Source organism: Serratia sp. NFX21 (assembly GCF_048517035.1).
Classification (GTDB): Bacteria; Pseudomonadota; Gammaproteobacteria; order Enterobacterales; family Enterobacteriaceae; genus Serratia; species Serratia quinivorans.
The window spans coordinates 3,275,899-3,298,888 of the sequence record NZ_CP183196.1 but is presented as its reverse complement, the minus strand read 5'-3'; the positions used below and the strand labels follow the sequence as shown (position 1 = coordinate 3,298,888).

General features: G+C 55.8%; 20 protein-coding genes. 9 read left to right on the top strand and 11 right to left on the bottom strand.

The genetic code is table 11. The features are described from left to right. Positions 1 to 37: 37 nt before the first annotated feature. Positions 38 to 631 carry a GTP cyclohydrolase II gene (ribA, locus tag ACNT1W_RS15520; RefSeq protein WP_012145380.1) on the bottom strand — a complete coding sequence of 198 codons (594 nt, stop codon included), beginning with the start codon at positions 629 to 631 and terminating at the stop codon, positions 38 to 40. 277 nt (positions 632 to 908) lie between these two features. Here ribA and pgpB point away from each other — a divergent pair, with 277 nt between their 5' ends. From pgpB to lapB, 3 genes are all read left to right on the top strand, one after another. Further along, the gene (pgpB, locus tag ACNT1W_RS15515) at positions 909 to 1,682 is read left to right on the top strand and encodes a phosphatidylglycerophosphatase B (RefSeq protein WP_419245820.1); all 774 of its coding nucleotides are present in this window, start codon (positions 909 to 911) and stop codon (positions 1,680 to 1,682) included. A gap of 461 nt (positions 1,683 to 2,143) precedes the next feature. Next, positions 2,144 to 2,446 (top strand): LapA family protein, encoded by a 303-nt coding sequence (locus ACNT1W_RS15510; RefSeq protein ID WP_017893019.1) that lies wholly within the window; start codon positions 2,144 to 2,146, stop codon positions 2,444 to 2,446. A 6-nt stretch (positions 2,447 to 2,452) separates the two neighbouring features. Next, positions 2,453 to 3,622, top strand: coding sequence for a lipopolysaccharide assembly protein LapB (gene lapB, locus ACNT1W_RS15505; protein ID WP_012145377.1), 1,170 nt, complete (start codon positions 2,453 to 2,455; stop codon positions 3,620 to 3,622). 53 nt (positions 3,623 to 3,675) lie between these two features. Here the strand turns inward: lapB and ACNT1W_RS15500 are convergent, their stop codons facing one another. Both ACNT1W_RS15500 and bhsA read right to left on the bottom strand, forming a co-directional pair. Beyond that, the gene (locus ACNT1W_RS15500) at positions 3,676 to 3,972 is read right to left on the bottom strand and encodes an Arc family DNA-binding protein (protein ID WP_129939713.1); all 297 of its coding nucleotides are present in this window, start codon (positions 3,970 to 3,972) and stop codon (positions 3,676 to 3,678) included. A gap of 169 nt (positions 3,973 to 4,141) precedes the next feature. Then, positions 4,142 to 4,402 carry a multiple stress resistance protein BhsA gene (gene bhsA, locus ACNT1W_RS15495; RefSeq protein WP_012145375.1) on the bottom strand — a complete coding sequence of 87 codons (261 nt, stop codon included), beginning with the start codon at positions 4,400 to 4,402 and terminating at the stop codon, positions 4,142 to 4,144. A 328-nt stretch (positions 4,403 to 4,730) separates the two neighbouring features. On the opposite strand from bhsA, the gene pyrF reads away from it, so the two are divergent. Beyond that, positions 4,731 to 5,459, top strand: a complete 729-nt coding sequence (gene pyrF, locus ACNT1W_RS15490) for an orotidine-5'-phosphate decarboxylase (protein WP_017893016.1) — start codon at positions 4,731 to 4,733, stop codon at positions 5,457 to 5,459. 10 nt (positions 5,460 to 5,469) lie between these two features. After that, positions 5,470 to 5,796, top strand: a complete 327-nt coding sequence (yciH, locus tag ACNT1W_RS15485; RefSeq protein ID WP_012145373.1) for a stress response translation initiation inhibitor YciH — start codon at positions 5,470 to 5,472, stop codon at positions 5,794 to 5,796. A 191-nt stretch (positions 5,797 to 5,987) separates the two neighbouring features. Here the strand turns inward: yciH and osmB are convergent, their stop codons facing one another. Then, positions 5,988 to 6,206: an osmotically-inducible lipoprotein OsmB gene (gene osmB, locus ACNT1W_RS15480; RefSeq protein ID WP_218216527.1), complete on the bottom strand. Its 219-nt coding sequence runs from the start codon at positions 6,204 to 6,206 to the stop codon at positions 5,988 to 5,990. A 363-nt stretch (positions 6,207 to 6,569) separates the two neighbouring features. Between osmB and araD the strand changes: the two genes are divergently transcribed. Beyond that, the gene (araD, locus tag ACNT1W_RS15475) at positions 6,570 to 7,265 is read left to right on the top strand and encodes an L-ribulose-5-phosphate 4-epimerase (RefSeq protein WP_419245819.1); all 696 of its coding nucleotides are present in this window, start codon (positions 6,570 to 6,572) and stop codon (positions 7,263 to 7,265) included. 48 nt (positions 7,266 to 7,313) lie between these two features. Here the strand turns inward: araD and ACNT1W_RS15470 are convergent, their stop codons facing one another. Genes ACNT1W_RS15470 through ACNT1W_RS15460 form a run of 3 tightly spaced genes read right to left on the bottom strand, consistent with a single transcriptional unit; the run spans position 7,314 to position 11,445 of the window. Next, positions 7,314 to 8,060, bottom strand: a complete 747-nt coding sequence (locus ACNT1W_RS15470) for a DNA-binding transcriptional regulator YciT (RefSeq protein WP_012145371.1) — start codon at positions 8,058 to 8,060, stop codon at positions 7,314 to 7,316. Positions 8,061 to 8,108: 48 nt separating this feature from the next. Further along, complete coding sequence (locus ACNT1W_RS15465; protein ID WP_261423296.1) at positions 8,109 to 10,541, bottom strand: formate C-acetyltransferase/glycerol dehydratase family glycyl radical enzyme; 2,433 nt, start codon at positions 10,539 to 10,541, stop codon at positions 8,109 to 8,111. A 4-nt stretch (positions 10,542 to 10,545) separates the two neighbouring features. Beyond that, positions 10,546 to 11,445, bottom strand: a complete 900-nt coding sequence (locus tag ACNT1W_RS15460; RefSeq protein ID WP_129939715.1) for a glycyl-radical enzyme activating protein — start codon at positions 11,443 to 11,445, stop codon at positions 10,546 to 10,548. Between the two features lie 146 nt (positions 11,446 to 11,591). On the opposite strand from ACNT1W_RS15460, the gene fsa reads away from it, so the two are divergent. Next, positions 11,592 to 12,257 (top strand): fructose-6-phosphate aldolase, encoded by a 666-nt coding sequence (fsa, locus tag ACNT1W_RS15455; protein WP_115184556.1) that lies wholly within the window; start codon positions 11,592 to 11,594, stop codon positions 12,255 to 12,257. Positions 12,258 to 12,339: 82 nt separating this feature from the next. On the opposite strand, the gene ACNT1W_RS15450 is transcribed toward fsa, so the two are convergent. The 3 genes from ACNT1W_RS15450 to ACNT1W_RS15440 all read right to left on the bottom strand — a co-directional run bounded on the left by ACNT1W_RS15450 (position 12,340) and on the right by ACNT1W_RS15440 (position 19,122). Beyond that, a complete protein-coding gene (locus tag ACNT1W_RS15450) occupies positions 12,340 to 14,397 on the bottom strand; it encodes a carbon starvation CstA family protein (RefSeq protein ID WP_112362434.1) in 2,058 nt (685 codons plus the stop codon). Positions 14,398 to 14,672: 275 nt separating this feature from the next. Continuing rightward, positions 14,673 to 16,607: an exoribonuclease II gene (locus tag ACNT1W_RS15445; RefSeq protein ID WP_012145366.1), complete on the bottom strand. Its 1,935-nt coding sequence runs from the start codon at positions 16,605 to 16,607 to the stop codon at positions 14,673 to 14,675. Between the two features lie 208 nt (positions 16,608 to 16,815). Then, positions 16,816 to 19,122 carry an FdhF/YdeP family oxidoreductase gene (locus tag ACNT1W_RS15440; RefSeq protein ID WP_419245818.1) on the bottom strand — a complete coding sequence of 769 codons (2,307 nt, stop codon included), beginning with the start codon at positions 19,120 to 19,122 and terminating at the stop codon, positions 16,816 to 16,818. Between the two features lie 281 nt (positions 19,123 to 19,403). Here ACNT1W_RS15440 and dacD point away from each other — a divergent pair, with 281 nt between their 5' ends. Both dacD and ACNT1W_RS15430 read left to right on the top strand, forming a co-directional pair. Next, a complete protein-coding gene (gene dacD, locus ACNT1W_RS15435) occupies positions 19,404 to 20,573 on the top strand; it encodes a serine-type D-Ala-D-Ala carboxypeptidase DacD (protein WP_012145364.1) in 1,170 nt (389 codons plus the stop codon). Positions 20,574 to 20,653: 80 nt separating this feature from the next. Continuing rightward, positions 20,654 to 21,550, top strand: coding sequence for a LysR family transcriptional regulator (locus tag ACNT1W_RS15430; RefSeq protein WP_012145363.1), 897 nt, complete (start codon positions 20,654 to 20,656; stop codon positions 21,548 to 21,550). On the opposite strand, the gene ACNT1W_RS15425 is transcribed toward ACNT1W_RS15430, so the two are convergent. Next, positions 21,551 to 22,741: a CMD domain-containing protein gene (locus tag ACNT1W_RS15425; protein ID WP_419245817.1), complete on the bottom strand. Its 1,191-nt coding sequence runs from the start codon at positions 22,739 to 22,741 to the stop codon at positions 21,551 to 21,553. Positions 22,742 to 22,990: the final 249 nt, after the last annotated feature.

Genomic DNA, 22,990 nt, shown 5'->3' with positions numbered 1-22,990 from the left:
GCGCCTTTCATGGCGCCCTGATTTTTCCCGCGGGAAATTACTCTTGGTCCAGTAAATGGCCCATTTTTGCGGCCTTGGTGGCCAGGTAACGCTCGTTCTTCGGGTTGCGACCGACGATCAGTGGCACACGCTCGGTAATGTTAATACCGGCTTCGGTCAGGATCTCGACCTTTTTCGGGTTGTTGGTCAGTAAACGCACCGCATCCACGCCCAGCAGTTTGAACATGTCCGCACACAGGGTGAAATCACGTTCATCCGCAGCAAAACCCAACTGGTGGTTGGCTTCTACCGTATCAGCGCCCTTGTCCTGCAGGGCATAAGCGCGGATCTTGTTCAGCAAACCGATATTACGACCTTCCTGACGATGGTAGAGCAGAATACCGCGACCTTCTTCCGCGATATGCTCCAGTGCGGCTTCCAGCTGAAAACCACAGTCGCAGCGCAGGCTGAATAAGGCATCACCGGTCAGACACTCAGAATGTACACGTGAGAGTACCGGTGTTGCGCCAGAAATATCCCCGAACACCAGTGCCAGATGATCGTGCCCGGTCGCCAGTTCTTCGAATCCTACCATCAGGAAATCGCCCCAAGGTGTTGGCAATTTGGCCTCTGCCACCCGTTTAAGCTGCATGTTGCTCTCCACAAATACTTCCGATTCAATCATGGTTGCGCATCCTACTTCCGGGTCAGTTGGCTGACCAGTATTAAATGCACAACGACGATCGGCATTTCGTTAATTATCGGCTATTTTGCCATAACTTCTTGCCCTGAGGTGCTCAGCAAATCAGCATCCGACGCTTTCAGCCAACTATTATTGCGATAGTCCGTTTATCTGTTTAATTTTTCGAGTGTTATCAATATTGCAAGATTGTTACACTGCAAATTGGCTTATGCAAAGGACGATGGGAATGTTTGAGATTGCAAAACGTACGGCAGCAGGTGCAATAGTGCTGTTGCTGATGCCGCTGGCGGTATGGATTTCCGGCTGGCAATGGCAACCGGGTGGCGACGGCAGGCTGCTGAAAGGCCTGTACTGGTTGACTGAAACTGTCACTTCGCCCTGGGGTATCCTTACCAGTATTATTCTTGGCGCCTGGTTTCTGTGGTGCCTGCGCTTTCGTATCAAACCGGCCATTGGGTTGTTGGTGTTGCTCAGCGCGTCGATTCTGATCGGACAGGGCGTGAAGTCCTTTATTAAGGATCGCGTGCAGGAGCCTCGGCCATTTGTGTTGTGGCTGGAGTCGGCCCACCAGATTGATGAAAAGCACTTTTACTCGCTCAAGCGCAAAGAGCGGGGCGCGTTGGTGAAAGAGCAACTGCAGGAGCAAACGCTGGTACCGGTATGGCTACGTGAGCACTGGCAGTTTGAGACCGGCTTTGCGTTCCCTTCAGGCCACACGATGTTTGCCGCCAGTTGGGCGCTACTGGGCGTAGGGTTGTTGTGGCCACGACGGCACTACAAGACCGTAGCGGTCTTGATGGTGTGGGCAATAGGTGTCATGGGCAGCCGTTTGCTGCTGGGCATGCACTGGCCACGGGATCTGGCAGTGGCGACCTTGATCAGCTGGCTGTTGGTGACGATAGCTTGCTGGTTGGCTCAACGCTGGTTTGGCCCTTTTACGCCACCGCCGCAAGAGCAGCAGGAAATTGCGGAAAGAACCTCGGAAGAGAAAATCAGGTGACGCTGTCACTTAATGCGGTGTCGCCATGGCACCGCATTAACCGCTTACATTTCCCGTCATTGTAATTCTTATTAATGCCCCCACATCCTTATTAATCTATTATTTTGAGAAGCTTTCTCATTAATTTGTTCGGGAGCGTCGTTTACTGTCGAATATGCCAGCAGATATGTGGTTTTATCGTGCCGCAGGGTTTCCCTGCCACGATGGGAAATGCTAACTTAAAGGTTAGGGAAGCCACGTATTGGCATATACCCGTCATCTTTCAAGTCGCAGCGTTGTTATCTGCACTAGCTCACCCCAGTTACTTACTTGAGTAAGCGCCTGGGGATGAGCGAGCTGGCCGCCTAGCTGTGCTGTACAGGGATGTACAAATGCCGCGAGCGCATGGACGCGCTAGAGCGGCCAACTTGAAAGCTATAGGGTAGAATTCATCCGATTAACTCGGCATTGCGGGAAAGAATGTGAAATATTTGCTGATTTTTTTGTTGGTTCTGGTGATTTTCGTGATTTCTGTCACGTTGGGCGCGCATAACGATCAGGTTGTGAGTTTTAACTATCTGGTTGCGCAGGGCGACTACCGCGTATCGACCCTGTTGGCGGCGTTGTTTGGCGCCGGTTTTGTTCTTGGCTGGGTCATTTGTGGCCTGTTTTATCTGCGTACCCGCATTGCGTTGGGGCGAGCCGAACGCAAAATCAAAAGGCTGGAACTGCAGCTTGAACAACCTGCTGAATCGGCAGCTCCGTCCGTTGTCAGCAAGGAATAACCTTCTATGTTAGAGCTGCTGTTTCTGTTGTTGCCCGTGGCTGCCGCGTACGGCTGGTACATGGGGCGCAGAAGTGCTCAACAGGACAAACAACAGGAAGCCAACCGTCTGTCGCGTGAGTATGTGGCCGGGGTTAACTTCCTGCTTTCCAACCAGCAGGATAAAGCGGTCGATCTGTTCCTTGATATGTTGAAAGAGGACAGCAACACCGTTGAGGCCCACCTGACGCTGGGTAACCTGTTCCGTTCGCGTGGCGAAGTAGACCGTGCAATCCGCATCCATCAGGCGCTGATGGAAAGCGCTTCCCTGACCTTCGAACAACGCCTTTTGGCCGTGCAACAGCTGGGGCGTGATTATATGGCCGCCGGCATGTACGATCGCGCCGAAGATATGTTCGGCCAGTTAATCGGCGAAGAAGATTTCCGCATTTCCGCGTTGCAGCAACTGTTGGTGATCCACCAGGCAACCAGCGATTGGCAAAAAGCCATCGACGTGGCGGAAAAACTGGTCAAGTTGGGTAAAGATAAACAACGTATCGAGATCGCCCATTTCTACTGCGAACTGGCTTTGCAGGCGATGGGCAGTGACGATCTCGATAAGGCGATGGGCTTGCTGAAAAGAGCGGCCTCGGCAGATAAACAGTGCGCCCGAGTTTCTATAATGGTAGGGCGCATTTATATGGCGCAGGGTGAATACGCCAAGGCGGTTGAATCGCTCACGCGAGTGTTGAACCAGGATAAAGAGCTGGTGAGCGAAACCTTGCCGATGCTGCATGAGTGTTACCAGCATCTGGAGCAGCAACAGGATTGGGCGGACTTCCTCAAGCGCTGTGTTGAAGAAAATACCGGTGCCACCGCTGAGCTGATGCTGGCGGAAATTATTGAGCAGAATGAAGGCCGTGACGTGGTGCAGGTGTATATCAACCGCCAGCTCCAGCGTCACCCGACGATGCGGGTATTCTATCGCCTGATGGATTATCACCTGGCAGATGCGGAAGATGGCCGTGCGAAAGAAAGCCTGTTGCTGCTGCGTGATATGGTCGGCGAACAAATACGTACCAAGCCGCGTTATCGCTGCCATAAATGCGGGTTTACCGCGCACTCGCTGTATTGGCATTGTCCTTCATGCCGGGCCTGGTCATCGGTTAAACCGATTCGTGGGCTGGATGGGCAATAAGCTGCAATAAAAAACGGGGCTAAAATAGCCCCGTTTTTTATGATGTTAGCGATTTATTTTTTCTTGCCGGCTTTGACGCCGCCTTTCAGCAGTTGACGCAACTTCTTCAATTCTTTCTGGTTCAGCGGTTGCTCGATTTCCTCTTCAATCCCCTGATTGTCAATTTCACCGTGATGTAACTCCGCCGATTTTTTAGCGGTTTTGTCCGCCTTGGCCGGTAACTCGAAGCTATTTTCAAGACGTTGACAGACCTCGGCGCTCAGAGAAAGTTGGTTATCGGCAGCAATGGCACGAATTTTTTCTTTGAGTTCCAGAGGGATTTTAATCGTTAGTGTAGATATCTCGCTCATTTTGAAGCCTTTCTGCGGGAAGATTGTCTTCAAGCTAAGCCAGTCGGGAGTGAGAGTCTAGTGTGTAATAAAAATTTAATATTTCTGTAACATTGATCGGGGGAATAATGAACGATAAGGCGGGAGTATTGAGGTAGAGCCCGGCGTGCCGGGCTCTATACCAGAGTGCTTATTTGTAGATGACGGCGGTGCCACTTAGCATGTTATTACCACCGGCAGAGATAATGCGGTAGCTGCTGGCGCCCTGGGCTTCGGCTTTGGCGGCCAGTTTGGCTTCCAGGCTGCTCAGCGTCGTGGCATGGCCTGCAGAGACGACGCCGGATGCGCTCAGGCTGGTGGCCTGCTGCAGGTCTACCGGTTCAGCGGCGAAGGTAGCGAAAGAGGTCATGGCGATAGCGGCGGCTGCTGCAAAATATTTGATGCTTTTCATAAGAGACTCCAGTCTGTTTGTTTGGGTTGGAAGCCGTTCGCTTCCGATGTGTTGAATAATAAAGCATCCAGGAAGATTTAAAATCTGATAATGCTGAGCATCTTGTTCAAATTATTTGATTTATAATTTACGCAACTTTACGGCGCTTTACGCAGCCTGGGTTAATGGCAGCGGGGTTATATTGACGCTTGATGACGAACCTGGGCCTAACATTACTTAACCGCAGGGTGCGCTGCGGCTGGGATTTCTGTCGGCTGGCATGTAGAATGCGGCGGTCAGTTTGGCGGGTTGTTACCTGGTTATGTCCATTTTACAGAAGGTAGAAGAAATGAAGTCTGAAAATAACATTAATAACAACGACTTAAAATCATCTCCGATCATTGTTGCGCTTGATTACGCAGATATTGGCGCAGCATTGGCATTTGCCGATCGTATCAGTCCGCAGGACTGCCGGCTAAAAGTGGGCAAGGAAATGTTCACCCTGTTTGGACCACAATTGGTGCGCGACTTGCACGCCCGCGGTTTCGATGTATTTCTGGATTTGAAATTTCACGATATTCCCAACACCACCGCCCGTGCGGTAGCGGCGGCGGCTGAGCTGGGCGTGTGGATGGTTAACGTCCACGCCAGCGGCGGTGCGCGGATGATGACCGCAGCCAAAGAGGCGTTGCTGCCTTATGGCGCGCAGGCGCCGTTGTTGATTGCCGTGACCGTGCTTACCAGCATGGAGGCGGAGGATTTGCAGGCTATCGGTATCGACCTCTCTCCGGCCGAGCAGGCGGAACGACTGGCGCGTCTGACCCGCGATTGTGGACTGGACGGCGTAGTCTGTTCTGCGCATGAGGCCGAACGCCTGAAAGCGGCCTGTGGCCAGCAGTTCCAGTTGGTGACACCAGGTATCCGTCCGGAAGGCAGCGATGCCGGCGATCAGCGCCGTATTATGACGCCGGTGCAGGCACAGGCGGCCGGTGTTGACTATATGGTGATTGGGCGCCCGATCACCCAATCTGCCGATCCTGCTGCTACATTGAGCGCCATTCGCGCTTCACTGGCCTGAGGAGTTACTGATGAAGGACGATAACAGCCGTCTGGTTTACTCCACCGACAGCGGACGCATCAAGCCGGAAGAGGTTAAGCCACAGCGTGACAAGGGTGACGGCATCGTGCGCATTCAACGCCAGACCAGCGGGCGTAAGGGGAAGGGCGTTTGCCTGATCTCGGGCGTCGATCTGGATGATGCGGCACTGGAAAAACTGGCGGCTGAACTGAAGAAGAAGTGTGGTTGTGGTGGCTCGCTCAAGGATGGTGTGATTGAGATCCAGGGTGATAAGCGCGATTTGCTAAAACAGCTGCTGGAAGCCAAAGGGATGAAGGTCAAACTGGCGGGCGGTTAATCGCCTGGGGGAATTGCCATGCCGCGGTGCAATGCTGCGGCATGGCAGTGGGTGATGCTGCCGGGCGTTAACCCGTTAATGGCAATGATGCCATTGACTAAAAGTAAAACAGACCTGAAATAATCTTTATTATGGTTAATACGTCAAAGCGTAAACGCTTTTGCCAGCCTGTCGGCTAGTGATCGGACAGGTTACTTGCCTACCTGATGACCAATGATGCCCCCAACGGCGGCCCCGCCGAGCGTACCCAGTGCGCTACCATCGGTCAACACCGCGCCGCCTACAGCCCCCGCACCGGCACCAATAGCGGTGTTACGGTCACGTTTGGACATGTTGGAACAAGCGCTGAGTGAAAACACCAGCGTAAGCGCCAGAGCGGCGGTGGCGAAACGTTTATTGATAATCATCATAGTGACTTCTCCTTAGCATTGGCTTATGGGAGTGCCCTATAAGTATAGGCATGAACCCTAAATTCGGCCTGCTATTGGCTCCCAAAGCGTATCGATATAAAAAATGGCATTTTTTGTTAAAGGCAGAACAATTGAAAAGCTAAAAGCGCTCTCTCTGCCAATATCCACTATAAGCCTCTGCCTGACGATAAACAGGTAAATAGTCCTAAAGTCCATTTACCCGCTTTTGGCCGGCCATTTCCTCTGTGCTCCACAGTTCTCGGTTTCCAGCAGAAGGCTACGCGGTCTTTAGCGATTTACGCCATACCCTCTCAGGAGCCGCCTGCCGACAATATTCCCAACAGGCTTAACCGGGAAAGACACATGCTTAACGAACTCAAGCAGCAGGTATTAGAGGCCAACCTGGCCTTGCCACGCCATCATCTGGTGACTTTCACCTGGGGTAACGTCAGTGCTGTCGATCGCCGTGAGGGGCTGATGGTGATCAAACCGTCGGGGGTAGAGTATGCATTGATGACCCGTGACGATATGGTGGTGGTGGAACTGGAAAGCGGCAAAGTGGTGGAAGGGAGTAAAAAGCCGTCATCGGACAGCGATACCCATCGCGTGTTGTACCTGGAGTTTGCCGCTGCCGGGGGGATTGTTCATACTCATTCGCGGCATGCCACCATCTGGGCGCAGGCGGGGCTGGATATTCCTGCCTGGGGCACCACCCACGCCGATTATTTTTATGGTGATATCCCTTGTACCCGCCAGATGCATAATGAGGAAATCAATGGCCGCTACGAGTGGGAAACCGGCCGGGTGATCGTCGAAACCTTTGCAGAACGCCAGTTGGATCCGGCGGTGATACCGGCGGTGCTGGTGCATTCACACGGCCCCTTTATCTGGGGAAAGGATGCGGAAAACGCGGTGCACAATGCGGTGGTACTGGAAGAGATTGCCTACATGGGGATTTTTTCGAGCCAACTGACTCCGGGGCTGACGAACATGCAGCAGACGCTATTGGACAAACATTACCTGCGCAAGCACGGTAAAAATGCCTATTACGGTCAGTAACCCTCAGGTAGGCCGTCGTGTGACGGCCACCATTTCCCCGCCTGGAGCCTAGTCGTTTACTATATCCAACTGTATTCCCTGGCGTTTTAACTGGTGCTGATAGTCCAGCGACAGCCGGGAATCGGTGATCACCCGATGCACTTTTCCCTGCTGAGTCAGTGGGTTGGGCTGTATTTGACCAAACTTGGACGAGTCGGTCAGGACAATATTCTCTACGCCCTTCGCCAGCACGGCATTAACCACATCGGCGCGCATCATATCGCGACCGGTAAAGCCGGTGTCCGCATGGTAGCCATCAATGCCGATAAACGCCTTGCTGAAATGCACCTGCTGAATACATTGTCGCGTTAACGGCCCGACCACGGTTTCGCTTTTTTTCTGATACAGGCCGCCCAGCACGATCACCTCGCAGTCGGTCTCTTTCAGCAGGTTGGCGATATAGTGGCTGACGGTGATCAGCGTGATGCGCTTGCGTTCGGCAATGTAGCGAGCCAACAGCGCGTTGGCACTGCCGCTTTCGATAAAAATGGTTTCATCGTCGTTAACCAGCGATGCGGCATATTGCGCCAGCTTTTGCTTGAGGGTGAAGTTGGACATCATGCGTGCATCGACGTCGTCACTTTCCAGCGCCAGCGCGGAACCATGCACCCGTTTCAAATAGCTGCGTTTCTCCAGCAGGTTCAAATCCTGACGGATTGTCACCTCAGAAACGCCGGTAGCGGCAGCTAAATCGCTGACGCTGATGCGCCGACGATCGTTAACCAATTGCAATATTGTCTGTTGTCTTGAATTCATATCAACCTGATGTGCGGCCACCAAGGTGCGGCCGCTAATATTTGTTGTTTAAATAGTATGTTCTGTTCGCGCAATAATATCATCCTGCGCGTCAGGGGATAATGCGGTAAAGAACGCGGAATATCCAGCAACGCGAACCACTAAATCACGATACTGGTCAGGATGTTGCTTCGCTTCCAGCAGGGTTTCCCGCGACACAATGTTGTACTGTACGTGCCAGCCCAGGTAGGTCTCAAAGAAGGTGCGCAGCATCAACATCAGCTTTTCACGGTCGACCGGGTTTTCCAGCGTGGCCGGGTTGAGTTTCTGGTTCAGCAGCACGCCACCGAGGATTGAAGCGGTAGGCAACTTGGACAGTGAATTGAACACGGCAGTCGGCCCGAGATGGTCGGTACCTGATGCCGGGCTGGCACCTTCCGCCAGCGGCGTATGCGCTTTGCGCCCATCAGGGGTTGCCAGGGTAGCGGCACCAAAGGGGACGTTAGCCGAAATGGACGAAGTGCCGGCGTAGTAAGTGCCGCCAATCGGGCCACGACCAAAGCGGGTATTGTGGTACTGCGCGAGTTCGTCAATGTAGCTTTGATAAGCGCGTACCAGCAATTGGTCGACCTCATCCACGTCATTGCCGTATTTTGGCGCGGCGTTGAGCAACCGCTGACGTAACTGCTCGCCGCTCAGCCCGTCAAAGTCATTGGCCAGCGCTGCCGCCAACTGCTGCTGGCCGATCGCACCCTGTTCGAACACCAGTTTACGCACTGCCGCCAGGCTGTTGCCCAGGTTGGCGATACCGACCTGCAGGCCAGAAACCCAGTCGTATTTTGCACCGCCTTGCTTAATGCTTTTACCGCGTTCGATGCAGTCGTCCACCAGCGCTGAACACAGGATGTCATGAGCATTTTCTTCCAGCACGCTATCGACCACGCACTCAATTTCAATCGACTTACGGGTGTAGTAGCGGATCTGGCTGTCCCAGGCACCCAGCACCTGGTCGAAATGGCTGAAGTTGCCCCGCGACAACGCCAACTCCTGGGGCAGGAAGACTTTGCCGGAGGTGGCATCACGCCCTTGCTCCAGTGCTGCCAGCAATACTCGGGCGAAGTTGATAAAACTCATGCCGGTGCAGCGATAACCCCATTTTCCGCCGACGGCGGTTTCGATGCAGCCGATCGCCGCATAATCATAGGCATCCTGAGGTTCCACGCCCAGCTTGATAAACTCCGGAATCACTATCTCATCGTTGTTGAAGGCCGGCATGCCAAACCCACAGCGGATCACCTGCACGCAGGCATCGAGAAAGTCGCTGCTCATCCCGGCATGGTAACGAACGCTGAGGTTGGGTTGGGTCGAACGCAGGCGGCCGCAGGACTCCAGAATGGTATAGGACAAAGGGTTCACCGCGTCGCGGGGTGAGCCATCGACCAGCTGTTGTCCGCCGATAGTGACGTTCTGATACAGCGGGCTGCCTGCCGAGGCTTTGGAGTGCGAGCCGGAACGGATCTTGTTGATCTCCAAAAGTTTCAGCCAGCAGCTGTGCAGCATTTCAATCGCACGCTCACGTGGCAGAGTCTGCTCCAGCTCGACATCGCGGCGATACCAGGGGTACAGATATTGGTCGAGACGGCCAAAGGACACCGAATGGCCGTTGGATTCAATTTGTAGCGTTAACTGAATGAAGTAACACAGTTGCAGCGCCTGCCAGAAGGTCTGCGGTGGGCGGTGGGCGATCAACTCGCAGTTTTCCGCGATGGCCTGCAGCTCTTCACTCCGCCAGTGGCGGCTTTCCGCCTGTGCCATGCTGCGGGCCAGTTCGGCAAAGCGCAGGATATGGGCGCTCAGCGCCTCCAGGGTCAGGTCGATAGCCTTCAGGAATTGTTCCTGCTGTAACTCTTGCCAGTCGGTGAGGTGAATGCGGCTGCGGCGCTCGTCCACCTTGTCGCGTAGTCCGTCGAGGCCTTTCTCCAACAGCAGTGGGAAATTCACCGCCAGGTGGGCATCTCCCGAAGTCATATTGCCTTCGGCCTTGATGATGCCGGTGGCCAGCAGCGCCCGTTGTTCATCGGTGAACATGCCGTAGCAGCGGTCTTGTACCGTCTGGCCACGCCACCACGGGCATATCCGGTGCAGGATGGCCTTATTCTCTTCGCTGATGGAAAAACCGGCACCCGGACGGTCGGCCAACTGGTCAATCTCGTCTTCGATCCAACTGACGGTATATTCCGGGAAGATCGGCGCGGCGCGCAATTCGCTGGCCTGGTTGCCGATAATCAGCTCATCGTTTTCTATTCTCAGGGTTCGTTTGGCCAGATGATTAGCTAATGCCAGCGCCCGACGCACCGGCAAGGGTTTGTCCAGGTGTTGCTGATAGGCTTCGGTATAGTGTTGCGCGCGTTCGGTGCAAACCGGCGGTTTGACGATATGGATCAACGCGTTCTTGTGGGCCAGGGTGCGTGCGGTCAGGGTGGTCAGGTCCAGCGTGGTCATGATGTTATCCTCGCAAAATAGCGGTCAGCCCTTTGGTGTTGGCGTACTGCTCGGCATAGGCCAGCAGTTCGGGCGCATCCAGTGGGGTACGGGCAGCGTGATAGGGTTCGCCGAGCAGGTGGTATTTGTTGATGCCCAGTGTGTGGTATGGCAAAAAATGAATCTCTTTGGCGCCGGCTTCATCGGCGGCGAAATCGACAATCGCACGGACAGAGTGGCGATCGGCGTTAAACTCCGGGATCAGTGGTACGCGCACAATAGTTTGGGTACCGCGCTCGGCCAGCCGACGAAAATTGTCCATCACTCGTTTGGCGGAGCCGCCGGTCCACTGTTTGAAGCGCCGTTCATCGACGTGTTTCAGATCCGCCAGCATCAGGTCAAGCCAGGGCAGTGACGGGGCGATGTATGACCAGGGGGTATGCAGACAAGACTCCACCGCGGTATGAATACCGGCCTCACGACTGCGGCGCAGCAGTTCAGCCGCCACGGTCGGTTGCATAAAGGGTTCACCGCCGGACAGCGTCAGCCCACCGCCGGTGCGCAAATAAAAGGGTCTGTCGCGCAGAACTTCGGCCATGATATCGTCGATATTTATCGCGCTGCCGCACAGGCTGAGCGCGCCGGTTGGGCAACGGGCAGCCAATGCGGCATAATCCTCATGGCTGAGTAAATCGCGCTGGATCACCAGGCTATCGTCTATCCGCCGGACAGCCTGCGGATCCACTTCGGTACACAGTGTGCAGCCGCCAAGACACAGGCGTGGGTCGAACAACAGGTCTGCCTTTCGCGCCCGGCTTTCCGGGTTCTGGCACCAGAGGCAGCCAAGCGAGCACCCCTTTAGAAACACTACGCTGCGAATGCCTGGGCCATCATGGGTGGAATAACGCTGCAGATTGAAAATCACGAGTCACCTGTCATTCGGTTGCTTTGCTGCTTTCATTAAAGTTGTTTCGAATGAAAGTTGATTTGATTTCGATCAAATATAAACCTATTGCATGTCCTACTATGTTCAGAGTTTGAATTCGCCCACAGAAGATTCAGGAGTCCGTAATGGAGCTTTATCTCGATACCGCTGATGTGAACGCCGTGAAACGCCTGGCGCGCATCCTTCCGTTGCATGGTGTGACCACTAATCCAAGTATTGTGGCCAAAGAGGGGAAACCGATTTGGGAGGTGCTTCCGGCGCTGCGCGATGCGCTGGGAGGCACCGGTAAGCTGTTTGCTCAGGTGATGGCCAACGATGCCGAACTTATGGTGGCAGAAGCGGCGCTGCTTCATCAGCGCGTACCAGGGCTGGTGGTGAAGGTACCGGCGACCGCGGAAGGGCTGGCAGCAATCAAGAAACTCAAAGCGATGTCGATCCCTACGCTGGGGACGGCGGTCTACGGCGCGGGTCAGGGATTGCTGGCGGCGCTGGCCGGGGCAGAGTATGTTGCCCCTTACATTAACCGGGTGGATGCGCAGGGCGGTGACGGCATTAAGATGGTGCAGGAGCTACAGCAGTTGCTGACGCTGCATGCACCAGGCGCCAGAGTGCTGGCCGCCAGTTTTAAAACGCCGCGTCAGGCACTGGAATGCTTACTGGCAGGTTGCCAGGCCATCACCTTGCCGGTCGACGTTGCCGAACAGTTCCTTGCCGCACCTGCGGTACAGGCGGCGGTGGAGAAATTCGAACAGGATTGGCAGGGGGCCTTTGGGACTAATTTATTGAACTGAGTTGTAAACAAAGAAAAGGGCACTGACCAAGTGCCCGGTTGTTTAGAAGTAGGGGCGCTGCATGCCGCGCCCAATCGCAGGTTTACCCATTCTCACGCAGGACGATCGGTGACTCCTGAGCGGTAGGTTGGCTGGAGTTCAACGCACGGCGGATCACAAAGAAGGCGGAGACCAGCATGGTTACCGCCACCAGCATAAAGAAAGCACAGAGCGCGGCGTTAATCTGGTTGCTGAACACGATGGTTTCCATATCCTTTAACGTCTTGGCCGGTGCGATTAACGTACCTTGCTCAATACCGGTAGAGAATTTCTTCGCCTGTGCCAGGAAGCCGATACTCGGTTTTTCATGGAAGATCTTCTGCCAGCCGGCGGTCATTGAGGTGATAAACAACCAGACGGTGGGCAGGATAGTCACCCAGGCGTAGCGCTGTTTTTTCATTTTGAACAGCACCACGGTACCGAGGATCAGCGCCATCGATGCCAGCATCTGGTTACCGATACCGAACAGAGGCCACAGGGTATTGATGCCACCGAGCGGATCGACCACCCCCTGATAGACAAAGAACCCCCAGCCTGCGACTGCCACCGTAGTCCCCGCCAGATTACCGAACCACGAACGGTTGTTGGCCAGCCGTGGGATCGCCACGCCCACCAAATCCTGCACCATAAAGCGACAGGCACGGGTGCCGGCATCGACGGCGGTCAAAATAAACAGGGCCTCGAACAAAATGGCGAAGTGATACCAAAACGCCATCATCGCGCGGCTGTTAAATACCTCGGTAATGATGTGCGCCATACCTACCGCAAAGGTCGGTGCGCCACCGGCACGGGACAGAATCGAGTGCTCCCCGACGTCTTTGGCAATCATCGTCAGGGTTTCCGGGGTGATCATAAAGCCCCAGCTGTTAATCACCTGCGAGGCATTTTCCACCGTGGTGCCGATCAGCGCCGCCGGTGAGTTCATGGCGAAGTAAACGCCCGGGTCGATGACCGAGGCGCAGATCAGCGCCATGATGGCCACGAAGGACTCCATCAACATGGCACCATAGCCGATAAAGCGGATATGGCTTTCACGCTCCACCAGTTTCGGTGTCGTGCCGCTGGACACCAGCGCATGGAAGCCGGAAATCGAGCCGCAGGCGATGGTAATAAACAGGAACGGGAACAGCGATCCGGCGAACACCGGGCCGCTACCGTCGATAAAGCGCGATACCGCCGGCATTTTCATTTCCGGCATAGCGAAGACAATGCCAACCGCCAGCCCGATAATGACGCCAATCTTCATAAAGGTGGACAGATAGTCACGCGGTGCCAACAGCAACCACACCGGCAGCACCGAGGCGACAAAACCGTAGACGACCAGCACCCAGGTCAGCGTAGTACCGTGCAGCGTGAAGAACGGGCCCCAGTAGGGGTCTTGCGCCACATTGCCGCCGTAAATAATCGCCAGCAGCATCAGGGCAAAACCCACCACCGAAATTTCGGCGATTTTACCCGGCCGGATAAAGCGCATATACACGCCCATAAACAGAGCGATAGGAATGGTGGCGGCGATAGTGAACAGACCCCATGGGCTGTCGGCCAACGCTTTTACTACTACCAGCGCCAGCGCAGACAGAATGATAATCATCACCCCCAGCGCACCCAGCATGGTGATCACCCCGGCGAAGGCCCCCAGTTCCTGCTTGGCCATTTCACCCAGCGAACGGCCATCGCGGCGAGTGGAGATAAACAGGATCAGGAAGTCCTGCACGGCACCGGCCAACATCACCCCAACCAGGATCCAGATGGTGCCGGGCAGAAAGCCCATTTGTGCTGCCAGGATCGGGCCAACCAACGGCCCGGCACCGGCGATGGCGGCAAAATGGTGTCCAAACAACACCCATTTGTTGGTGGGCACATAGTCCAGCCCGTCGTTGCGACGTTCTGCCGGCGTCTTGCGGCGATCGTCGAGCTCAAATACTTTCTTGGCAATAAACAGGCTGTAGAAGCGGTAAGCGATGCTGTAGCAGGCGACCGCCGCGACGACTAGCCAAACCGCATTGACATGCTCCCCACGGCTTAGCGCCAGCATGGCGAAGGCAAATGCGCCCACCAACGCCACCGCCAGCCAGATGATCCCGGACTTGACGTTTTTCATGATCAACAACTCCTAGGTGCGCAGAAATAAAAAAAGAAGCTCTTATTGGAGAATGGATACAAATTAAAAGTAGGAGTTTTGTGTGTTAAGAACAGCAAGTCGGATGAGAAATGTGAAGCAGGTTGAGTAATGACGTAAAAACAATGTGATGGGTGTGCGGCCAGGCTTACCTGGCTGTGGCGCAATAGCAGGGACGCGGCTGCTTGAGCGACGAAAAAAAACACCGGAGGTTGACCCGTCCGGTGTTTGTCTGGCGTGCGATTAATCTCGCGAGGTTAGGCCGCCGGTCTGGCGATCACGCTGCGGGTTTCCATACGCACTTCGGCGATGGTGACCTGCAGGTTATCACCCTGGCGATAGACGACTTCGCCTTTGATCTGAACGGTGCCGGTCTCCTGGCTGCAGACCATTTCATCACGCACCGCGTGAATAAATGGAGCCGGGATAAAGGCCACTGCACCGTTGTCCAGCAGGCGTACACGCAGGCCGCCGCGGGTTACGTCGATGATCTCGGCATTGAAGCGCTCGTCGGTGCCGGCTTTATCTTTCAGGTAGCGAGCGTACAACCAGTCACCCACGTCGCGCTCCGCCATGCGGTTCAGACGACGGCGTTCTGCCAGTTGGACGGTGACTTCATCCTGAGGTTTTTCGGCGGGCTGCTCGGCGATAATGGCTTTCAGCAGACGGTGGTTAACCATATCGCCGTATTTACGGATCGGTGAGGTCCAGGTGGCGTAGGCTTCCAGCCCCAGGCCATAATGCGGGCCCGGTGTGGTGCTGATCTCGGCATAAGTTTGGGAACGACGGATGCGGCTGTCGAGGAACTGGGTCGGCTGTGAATCCAGGTGACGGCGCAGTTCGCAGAACCCGTCCAGCGTCAGCAATTTCTCGGCATCGGCTTCCACGCCGTTGGCCTGCAGCACGGTAACCGCCTGCTCAACCAGCAGCGGATCGAAACCGGTATGCACGTTGTAAATGCCGAAGCCGAGACGGTCGCGCAGCACAATAGCGGCGCAAACGTTGGAAGCAATCATGCACTCTTCAACGATCCGGTTGGCCGTGCGGCGCTGCTCGGTGACGATCTCCAGCACTTCGCCTTTTTCGCCCAGAACAAAGCGGTAGTCAGGGCGATCTTTAAATACCAGAGCGTGCTGGTGGCGCCAGGAATTACGCACATCACACACGCGCTTGAGCAGGGTGATTTGCTGTGCAATGTCGTCACTTGGCGGTTGCCAGCCGGCAATGCCTTCCAGCCAGTCGGACACTTCGTCATAAACCAGTTTGGCTTTTGACTCAATCTCGGCGGCGAAGAAGCGAATGTCGTCAGCCAGGGCGCCGTCGGCACCGATGGTCACGCGGCAGGCCAATACCGGACGGCGTTGGTTCGGGCGCAGTGAACACAGGTTGTCTGACAGATCGCGTGGCAACATAGGGATGTTGAAGCCCGGCAGGTAGTTGGTGAAGGCGCGCTTGCGGGCGATTTCATCCAATGGGCTACCTTGCTCGACGTAGGCGGTCGGATCGGCAATGGCGATGGTCAATTGCAGTGAGCCGTCACCGTTGTCCTGTACGAACAACGCATCGTCCATATCTTCGGTGCTGGCACTGTCGATGGTGACAAAATTCAGCGCAGTCAGGTCTTCACGCGGCAGTGAAGCATCCGGCTCGCTGATGGCGATCATCTCCGGAGCTTCTTTTTCCAGATTATGACGGGCCAGCGTGACCCACCATGGCGCCAGGTGATCTTCACCATCGGTAATGAATTGGGTAAGATCGGCGTTGAAACCGCGGTCGCCTTTCAGCGGGTGGCGACACATCTCTGCCACTGCCCAGTCACCGGCCTGGAAATTGTGGTTCAGGCCACGCACGGGACGACACTGAATCGCGTCTTTCAGCAACGGATGGTCGGGCACGATTGACAAGCGGTCATCGCGCTTTTGCACTCGGCCAACAAAGCGCGACAGGAATGGCTCGATCAGAGTTTCCGGCTCGGCGATTTCGCGCTCTTTCTCGGTGTGCAGAGTCGCGCTCACCCGGTCGCCGTGCATGACTTTCTTCATGTACGGTGGCGGAATGAAATAGCTTTTTTGACCGTCTACTTCAAGAAAGCCAAAGCCTTTCTCAGTCCCTTTTACTACGCCTTCAACGCGCGGGGTCTGAGAGTGAAGTTGCTGTTTAAGCTGCGCCAGCAGCGGGTTATCTTGAAACATATCGTCCAGTGAATGGGTTGTGAGTGGCAAGATTTGCGGCTGACAGTTTTACGCGAATCACCCGCTGCGGGCAAGCCTAACGTCACGGTTTTACCGCGTTAGCGCGTGATTATAGGGAATATCCAGTCATCAAAAGTCGCCGGAGAGAAAAGCGGGCCCGTTGGCGATCGAGATATTAGCGCGCCCGGCGTAAACTGGGCGCTGCAGGTCAGGCGATACGCAGCGTCGGCTGCGCGGCGCAACGGCGTATTTCCACCGGTATCGACTTGGAGGTCGGCGTGCCGGTGCCGTCACCAAAGCTGGTCAGTGGCACCAGCGGGTTGGTCTCGGGATAATAAGCCGCCAGATTGCCGCGCGGGATATCGTAGCTCACCAGTTTGAAACCGCTTACCTTGCGGGTGATGCCGTCATTCCACAGGGTTTCGATCTCCACCAATTCGCCATCCTGCATATCCAGAACGGCCAGATCTTCCGGGTTAATAAACAGCACTTCTCGTTGACCATACACGCCACGATAGCGGTCATCCAGCCCGTAGATAGTGGTGTTGTACTGATCGTGCGAGCGCAGGGTCTGCAGTGTGAAGGGCGCCTGGTGACCATCCAACTGCGGGAACAGGCTGTCCGGCAACGGGGCCGCGCCGAATTCCGCCTTGCCGCTCGGCGTATCGAACCGCAGTTCGGCGGCGGCATTGCCCAGATAAAAACCACCCGGCTGATCGCAGCGATGGTTAAAATCTTCGAAGCCCGGAATGGTGGCGGCAATATGATTGCGGATCAATGAATAGTCATCCGCCAACTCCAGCCAGTCGAGCTGTTGGTTGCCCAGCACCGCATCAGCGATACCGCAGACAATGGCGGTTTCCGAGCGTTGGGTTTCCGCCAGCGGCTTGCCGACGCCTTCGGACGCATGCACCATGCTGAAGGAGTCTTCTACCGTGATGTACTGCGGGCCGCTGGCCTGCAAGTCCTGCTCGGTTCGGCCCAACGTTGGCAGGATCAGTGCGTCCTTGCCGGTGACCAGATGGCTACGGTTAAGTTTGGTACTGATATGCACCGTCAGGTCGCAGCAGCGCAGGGCGCGGGCTGTGCGTTCGGTGTCCGGCGCGGCGGCGGCCAGGTTACCGCCCAGCGCCAGCAAAACCTTCACTTCACCACGCAGCATGGCCTCAATCGCCTCTACGGTGTTATGGCCCGGTTCGCGTCGCGGCGAGAAGTTAAAATGTTGTTCCAGGCTGTCTAGCAGCGCCTTGGGCGACTTCTCGTCGATCCCCATGGTACGGTTGCCCTGCACGTTGCTGTGGCCGCGTACCGGGCACAGACCGGCGCCCGGTTTGCCTAACTGACCGAACAGCAGTTGCAGGTTGGTGATTTCACGTACCGTCGGCACCGAGTGTTTATGCTGGGTCACACCCATTGCCCAGGTGCAGATCACGCGCTCGGCACCCTGATAAATGGCCGCCGCCTGGCGTAGTTGTGCTTCGCTGAGGCCGGACTGCTGGGTGATTTGCTCCCATGAGGTGGCATCCACCTGGGCCAGATAGCTCTCCACACCGACGCTGTGCTGCTCAATAAAGGCCAGGTCGAACAGGCCCGGCTCACCGGCCGCCAAGTGCTGACGGTGGCCTTCAAGCAAAGCTTTCACCATGCCGCGTACCGCGGCCATATCTCCGCCGAGGTTGGGTTGGTAATAGGACGAACTGATCGGTGATGACTTGGGCGTCAGCATCTGAATCGGGCTTTGCGGATCGGCAAAGCGCTCCAGCCCACGTTCGCGCAGGGTGTTAAAACTGACAATGCGCGCCCCACGGTTGGCCGCATTTTTCAGGCTGTGCAGCATGCGCGGGTGGTTGGTGCCGGGGTTCTGGCCAAATACGAAGATGGCGTCGGCCTTTTCAAAGTCATCCATACGGATGGTGCCTTTACCCACGCCGATGCTTTGTTTCAGCCCGACGCCGCTGGCTTCGTGGCACATGTTGGAGCAGTCAGGAAAGTTACTGGTACCGAGCATGCGACCAAACAGTTGATACAGGTAGGAGGCTTCGTTACTGGCGCGCCCCGAGGTATACAGCTCGATCTGGTTCGGATTATCCATTTGCCTGATGTGCCGGGCAATCAACGCCAGCGCGTCTGGCCAACCGATCGGCTCATAGTGGTCGGTTTCGGCGTTATAGCGCATTGGGTGGGTGAGGCGGCCCTGATACTCAAGAAAGTAATCGCTTTGTTGCTGCAGAGTGCTGACGCTGTGAGCGGCAAAGAATTCCGGTTCGACCGCATTACGCGTGGCTTCCCAACTGACCGCCTTGGCGCCGTTTTCGCAGAAACTGAAGGTGCTGTGATTATCATCGCCCCAGGCGCAGCCCGGGCAGTCGAAGCCGCGGGCCTTATTTACGCGCATCAGGTTACGCAGATTTTTCAGCGTCTGTTTGCTGTCGAGCACATAGCGAGTGGTGGCTTCGAGTGAACCCCAGCCGCCCGCCGCGCCGGTATAAGGCTTTATTGACGGTTTAAATTTCATTTTGGTCTTCGCAGGTGGTTGTAGCTAAAAAGTGAACGCTTTTTTAAGCGCTTTCAGTGTTTATGTCACAAGTTTAGGAGGGTGCGGCTTCAGCGTCTAATCGAATGGGGCTATGGCGGCATAGAGCCGGTTTATCGCATGCTCGGCCCGGGCAAACAAATGGTTGCATAATGACATGTGCTGAAAAAGAGTAATGATTCCGCTTTCGCCACAATTAATGCAGTCTATGCCTCGGATTATATTGGTATTTTACTTTGCCCGCAGGGCCTGAGGAACAGCAATTGAAGCGTTCAGTATTGGCGGTGATCACCGGAATTTTGCTGCCGTTGGCGGTACAGGCGGCAGATGCGCCACTCAACTTTCCCCTTAATACCCCGCCGGCGATAGACGCCGCCTCTTACGTGCTGATGGATTACACCACTGGCCAGGTACTGGCACAGGAAAATGCCGATCAAAGGCGTAATCCGGCCAGCCTGACCAAACTGATGACCGGGTTGGTGATTGATCACGCGCTCGATCAACACAAGATTGGTCTGGATGACGTGGTGACGGTGGGTAAAGATGCCTGGGCGCAGGGCAATCCGGTGTTCAAAGGCTCTTCGTTGATGTTCCTGAAACCCGGTGACAGGGTCACGGTTCGCGATCTCAGCCGCGGCATTATCATTGACTCCGGCAACGACGCCTGCGTAGCCATGGCGGACTACGTGGCGGGCAGTCAGGCCGCATTCGTCAAACTGATGAATGAAAAGAGCGCCCAGCTTGGCCTGCAAAACACCCATTTTGAAACCGTCCACGGTCTGGATGCCCCAGGGCAATTCACCACGGCGGGCGATCTGGCGGTGATCTCCCGCGCCATTATTATGAGCGAACCGGCGGAATACCATATGTACAGCGAGAAATCGCTGACCTGGAACGGTATCACCCAGCAGAACCGCAACGGGCTGTTGTGGGACAAAAACCTGCGGGTGGACGGCCTGAAAACCGGCCATACCGAATCCGCCGGTTTTAACATTATTGCGTCTGCCACCGAAGGCGACCGTCGGCTGATTGCCGTAGTGATGGGCGGTAAAAGTCCAAAAGGGCGCGAAGAACAGGCGCGTAAACTGCTGACCTGGGGGCTGCGTGATTTCGTTACCCTACATTTGTTTAGCGCTGGGCAAAGCCTGGGGCAGGAGAAAGTGTGGTACGGCGATCGCCATGAGGTTGCGGTGGGCAGCCAACAGGATCAATATCTCAGCCTGCCGAAAAGCGAGGCGGATAAGCTGAAGGCGCAATATGTGATCAATACGCCGCGTCTTGATGCTCCGCTGACTCAGGGGCAGTCGGTCGGCGAAATTCGTATCAGTGACAATGGCAAAGTACTGAAAACCTTGCCGCTGGTGGTGTTGCAGCCGGTCAATCAGGGCGGCATGTTCTCGCGCCTGATGGACTATGTGAAGTTGAAAATCTGACTCTCGGGGCGCAGCGCTCCGCGCCCGAAATCCAGCAGCGATGATATACTCAGGTCAGTCATGACTTGTTGAGCCGTTTTATGGATATTAAGCAACTGATCTACCTGTGTAATCTCGAGCGTGAACGTCACTTTGGCCGTGCGGCGCAAGTCAGCTTCGTCAGCCAGCCGACGTTATCCATGCGGCTGAAAAATCTGGAAAAAGAACTGGGCGTTTCGTTGATCAATCGCGGCAACAATTTCGAAGGCTTTACCGCTGAGGGTGAACGAGTGCTGTCGTGGGCGCGTGAGATTGTCTCGGTTTATCAGGGGCTGAAGCTGGAGGTCGAGTCGCTTAAGCACGGCCTTAGCGGCACGCTGCGCATCGGTGCCGTTCCTCAATGCAGCATTTCGCTGGCACAAATGTTAAAGGCGGTCAGCGAGCGTTTCCCGCAGTTGGACTACCGGGTGTCCGTGTTGAGCGCCGATCAGTTGCTGGAGGCGTTGACGGCGCATACCGTGGATATCGGCATCGGCTTCTTTGAACTTTCCACGTTGCAGGAGCTGCATTTCCAGTCGCAGCCATTGGCGGACGCCGGCGTTGAATTGGTGTTCCATCCTGAGTACTTCCCCGAACTGACAGGGGATACGCCAATGACGTTGGAGGAGGTGGCGGCACTGCCGCTGTGTCTGGCGGAACCGACGCGTTATTTCCGCCGCTACCTTGATCAAAACTTCCGTGAAGCCGGTTTGACGCTGCATGTACGTATGGAAACCACCTCGATATTCCAATTGCTGCAGGGCATTTTTGTTGGCCTGGGCTGCGGATTGTTTCCGCCAGGCAACCTGTTGCCGACCATGATGCCGGAGCTACAACGCAGGCCGGTGACCATCGCAGCCATGTCACGTCACGCCGCAGTGGTCACCGCCGAGCCAGGGCGCGCATCGCCATTGGCGCAGCACTTTTTTGATGCCGCGCGCGGTTGGCTGCTGCGGTAACTATTCCGCCTGGCTTTCGTTGAAGTACTGTGTGTCACCCAGAGTTTGGCGTAAACGGTTCTCCCAGGCGTAGAGTGCCCCGGTCAGGATCACATCCAGCGCCTGGGCCTGATTCATCCCATTGTTAAACAACGGCTGCACGCTACGTGGAGTGAATTTTTCCGGCGTGCGGGTCAGGTCTGTAGCCACGCGGATCACCGCCTGATAAACCGGGTTATCGGTGCTCTCCAGCCCATGATCAATATTGCTGAATAGGGCATTGACCAATAAGTCATGCTCAATATCCTGCGCCACGGTGGAGGCACAATAGCGACTGCCGTTAATGCGCGAAACCGCCAGCGTTGCCAGTGCCTTCAGCCGCGCCGACAGGCCATAGCCGTCGGCGTTGATACTGTTAAATACGCCGTTGCGCTCACGTAGCGCGGGAGCATCGTGGGCCAGCAGCAGATAATAAGACTCGCTGCGGGCGTCGGGGTGGCTTTGATCCAGCACGTCAAGTTGTTCAGCGCATGCTTCCTCCAGCACCACCGATGGCAGCCGTGCTTGCCATGTCAATTCTTCCGTCGTGAAGGGCACACTTTCAGCATCCGCTATGTTAGGGAAACCGGGCACCACGCCAGTTGGCCGCCCGGCTAATGCGGCCACGCCGGCCACCACCCGCGCCTGATAGCTGACAAAGCCGATGATCTGCGAAAACGCCACAATATCCGCCGGGCTGAGCCCGACGTCGCTGAGCTGTTGTAAGGCTTTAGGGCAAATCAGGGTCGGCTGACTGGCGAGCTGACGGGCATATTGGGTGATTTGTGCCAGGCGGATGTTACTTTCTCGGGAGGCGTCAGGGCTGTACAGCGGGGCGAGGCGGGCAGCGTAATGGCTACAGAGGGATTGCACACCGGTCACCTGTGCCACCGTCAGCGCAGTACTGAGACGGTCGTAAGGTGACAATGTCACTGTTCGCGTTAATTCGACCCGATCCGGGAACAGTACGTGGTAACTGGCCAGCGAGGCGTTAAATACCCCCGCGCGTGCGGTCAGTGCCGTATTCAGCGCTTCGTCGGCAAAAGCGCCCAGCCCCAGCAGGAAGCGATCGCGGATACCGGCCGCCTGGGGTTCCAGCGGCTGGTCACCGCGCACGCTGCTTTGGGTTTCGTGATACCACTGGGCATTATGTTGTCGACGTAGTAGTTCCATAGGGGATAGTCCTTAATCAAGCACAACAGCCACCGCTGCAAGAGGCAACGGCGGCAAGATAAAAAGGCAACCTGCCCACACAGGGGCACGGAATGGCAGGATCAGCGCTGACTGTCGCAACACAGTGCGTGGCCATAAACAGAGAAACCTGCGGCTAAAGCGAGCAAAAACTGCGCCAGTTGGCGATGGCGTGGGCTGTTCATCAGTGCGATATCCTGTCGTTTAAGAAGCTCAACGTAGGGGATATCC